At 55.5% G+C, this 3375-nt stretch carries 1 rRNA gene; it reads right to left on the reverse strand.

The features are described 5' to 3' along the window. Nucleotides 1–3084 (reverse strand): 23S ribosomal RNA (locus AB0302_RS11275); the annotation flags it as partial. Nucleotides 3085–3375 lie beyond the last annotated feature (291 nt).

Raw genomic sequence — 3375 nt, forward strand, 5'->3', positions numbered from 1 at the left:
TCATCGGCCTATTAGTACTGGTCAGCTCCACGAGTCTTCAGTCCTCGCTTCCACATCCAGCCTATCAACCCAGTGTTCTCGCTGGGGGCCTCACACCCTCAAGGGGCAAGGAAATCTCATCTCGAAGCCGGCTTCCCGCTTAGATGCTTTCAGCGGTTATCCATCCCGAACGTAGCTAATCAGCCATGCACCTGGCGGTACAACTGACATACCAGAGGTTCGTCCGTCCCGGTCCTCTCGTACTAAGGACAGACCTTCTCAAATTTCCAACGCGCGCAGAGGATAGGGACCGAACTGTCTCACGACGTTCTGAACCCAGCTCGCGTACCGCTTTAATGGGCGAACAGCCCAACCCTTGGGACCTACTCCAGCCCCAGGATGCGACGAGCCGACATCGAGGTGCCAAACCATGCCGTCGATATGGACTCTTGGGCAAGATCAGCCTGTTATCCCCGAGGTACCTTTTATCCGTTGAGCGACGGCCGTTCCACAACGAGCCGCCGGATCACTAGTCCCGACTTTCGTCCCTGCTCGAGCTGCCACTCTCACAGTCAAGCTCCCTTGTGCACTTGCACTCGACACCTGATTGCCAACCAGGCTGAGGGAACCTTTGGGCGCCTCCGTTACATTTTGGGAGGCAACCGCCCCAGTTAAACTACCCATCAGGCACTGTCCCTGACCCGGATCACGGGCCGAAGTTAGATATCCAGAGTGACCAGAGTGGTATTTCAACGATGACTCCACGAACACTGGCGTGCCCGCTTCAAAGTCTCCCACCTATCCTACACAAGCCACACCGAACACCAATACCAAACTATAGTAAAGGTCACGGGGTCTTTCCGTCCTTCTGCGCGTAACGAGCATCTTTACTCGTAATGCAATTTCGCCGAGTTCACGGTTGAGACAGCGGGGAAGTCGTTACTCCATTCGTGCAGGTCGGAACTTACCCGACAAGGAATTTCGCTACCTTAGGATGGTTATAGTTACCACCGCCGTTTACTGGGGCTTAAATTCTCCGCTTCGCCGAAGCTAACGGGTCCTCTTAACCTTCCAGCACCGGGCAGGAGTCAGTCCGTATACATCGTCTTACGACTTCGCACGGACCTGTGTTTTTGATAAACAGTCGCTTCCCCCTGGTCTCTGCGGCCCCGATCCCCTCACACCAGCAAGTGATGCTCAAGGTTGGGGCCCCCCTTCTCCCGAAGTTACGGGGGCATTTTGCCGAGTTCCTTAACCATGATTCTCTCGATCGCCTTAGTATTCTCTACCTGACTACCTGTGTCGGTTTAGGGTACGGGCAGTTTGAACCTCGCGCCGATGCTTTTCTAGGCAGCATAGGATCACCGGATCACCCACCAAGTGGGCGCCCATCAGGTCTCAAGCACAAAGCTGGCGGATTTACCTACCAGCAGCCCTACACCCTTAGACCAGGTCGATTCCATTGCCTGGCCCGGCTACCTTCCTGCGTCACACCTGTTAATACGCTTGCCTCCCCGGTTCAGGTCCCGCGCTCCCCACCACCATCCTGATCAAAGACCAGGTTTGGGATGGTTCGGGCGGTTAGTATCACCGGCTCAGCAGGGACGGTTCTTCACTGGTACGGGAATATCAACCCGTTGTCCATCGACTACGCCTGTCGGCCTCGCCTTAGGTCCCGACTTACCCAGGGCAGATTAGCTTGACCCTGGAACCCTTAGTCATCCGGCGGACGGGTTTCTCACCCGTCTTTCGCTACTCATGCCTGCATTCTCACTCGTCCACAATCCACCAGAAATCACTCGCTGGCTTCACCTCGTGAACGACGCTCCCCTACCCATCCAACAAAAGCTGAATGCCACGGTTTCGGCGGTGTACTTGAGCCCCGCTACATTGTCGGCGCGGAATCACTTGACCAGTGAGCTATTACGCACTCTTTCAAGGGTGGCTGCTTCTAAGCCAACCTCCTGGTTGTCTCAGCAACTCCACATCCTTTCCCACTTAGCACACGCTTAGGGGCCTTAACCGGTGGTCTGGGCTGTTTCCCTCTCGACTATGAAGCTTATCCCCCACAGTCTCACTGCCACGCTCTCACTTCCCGGCATTCGGAGTTTGGCTGAAGTCAGTAACCTTGTAGGGCCCATCGTCCATCCAGTAGCTCTACCTCCGGGAAGAAACACGTGACGCTGCACCTAAATGCATTTCGGGGAGAACCAGCTATCACGGAGTTTGATTGGCCTTTCACCCCTACCCACAGCTCATCCCCTCCATTTTCAACTGAAGTGGGTTCGGTCCTCCACGCGCTCTTACACGCGCTTCAACCTGGCCATGGGTAGATCACTCCGCTTCGGGTCTAGGACACGCGACTCAATCGCCCTATTCAGACTCGCTTTCGCTACGGCTTCCCCACACGGGTTAACCTCGCCACGTATCACTAACTCGCAGGCTCATTCTTCAAAAGGCACGCCGTCACCCCTACAAGGAGGCTCCGACGGTTTGTAGGCACATGGTTTCAGGTACTATTTCACTCCCCTCCCGGGGTACTTTTCACCATTCCCTCACGGTACTTATCCGCTATCGGTCAACAGGTAGTATTCAGGCTTACCAGGTGGTCCTGGCAGATTCACACGGGATTTCTCGGGCCCCGTGCTACTCGGGCAACCCTCCAACGGCGGCGGAATGCATTTCGACTACGGGACTCTCACCCTCTACGGTCCGCCATCCAAAGCGGTTCGTCTATACACCCGCACCTCACCGCGCCATGCCGGCAGACATGACAAGGAGGGGCCCACAACACCGCACATGCAACCCCTGCCGGGTATCACACACATACGGTTTAGCCCCATCCGCGTTCGCTCGCCACTACTAACGGAATCACTTTTGTTTTCTCTTCCTGTGGGTACTGAGATGTTTCACTTCCCCACGTTCCCTCCAACCCGTCTATGTGTTCAACGGGCGGTCACACGACACGTCGTGCGGGGTTTCCCCATTCGGAAATCCTGGTCTCAACGTCCGGTTATCGACTCCACCAGGCTTATCGCAGATTCCCACGTCCTTCTTCGGCTCCTGTTGCCAAGGCATCCACCATGCGCCCTTAGAAACTTTCACACACATGAAAGCCCTAAAATGAGCAAATATAACTAAGATGTCATTCTCGGCGTCACCACACCTCACACCACGTCCCCAGGGGGAAACACGGCGATCAACAGTGCAGCAACAAAAATAAGATGCTCGCGTCCACTATGCAGTTCTCAAACAACAACCCCCACACCCGCTCACCACACCACAACGATGCGACTCACCAAGCAAGGGAAACAGAAACAACACCACCCAACAACCCCAAAAGGCTGCCAGGCGCCTGCTGTCCCAGGACCCAACAGTGTGCCAACACCAGAAACC

The organism is Micrococcus sp. NPDC078436 (assembly GCF_040702705.1).
Taxonomy (GTDB): domain Bacteria; phylum Actinomycetota; class Actinomycetes; order Actinomycetales; family Micrococcaceae; genus Micrococcus.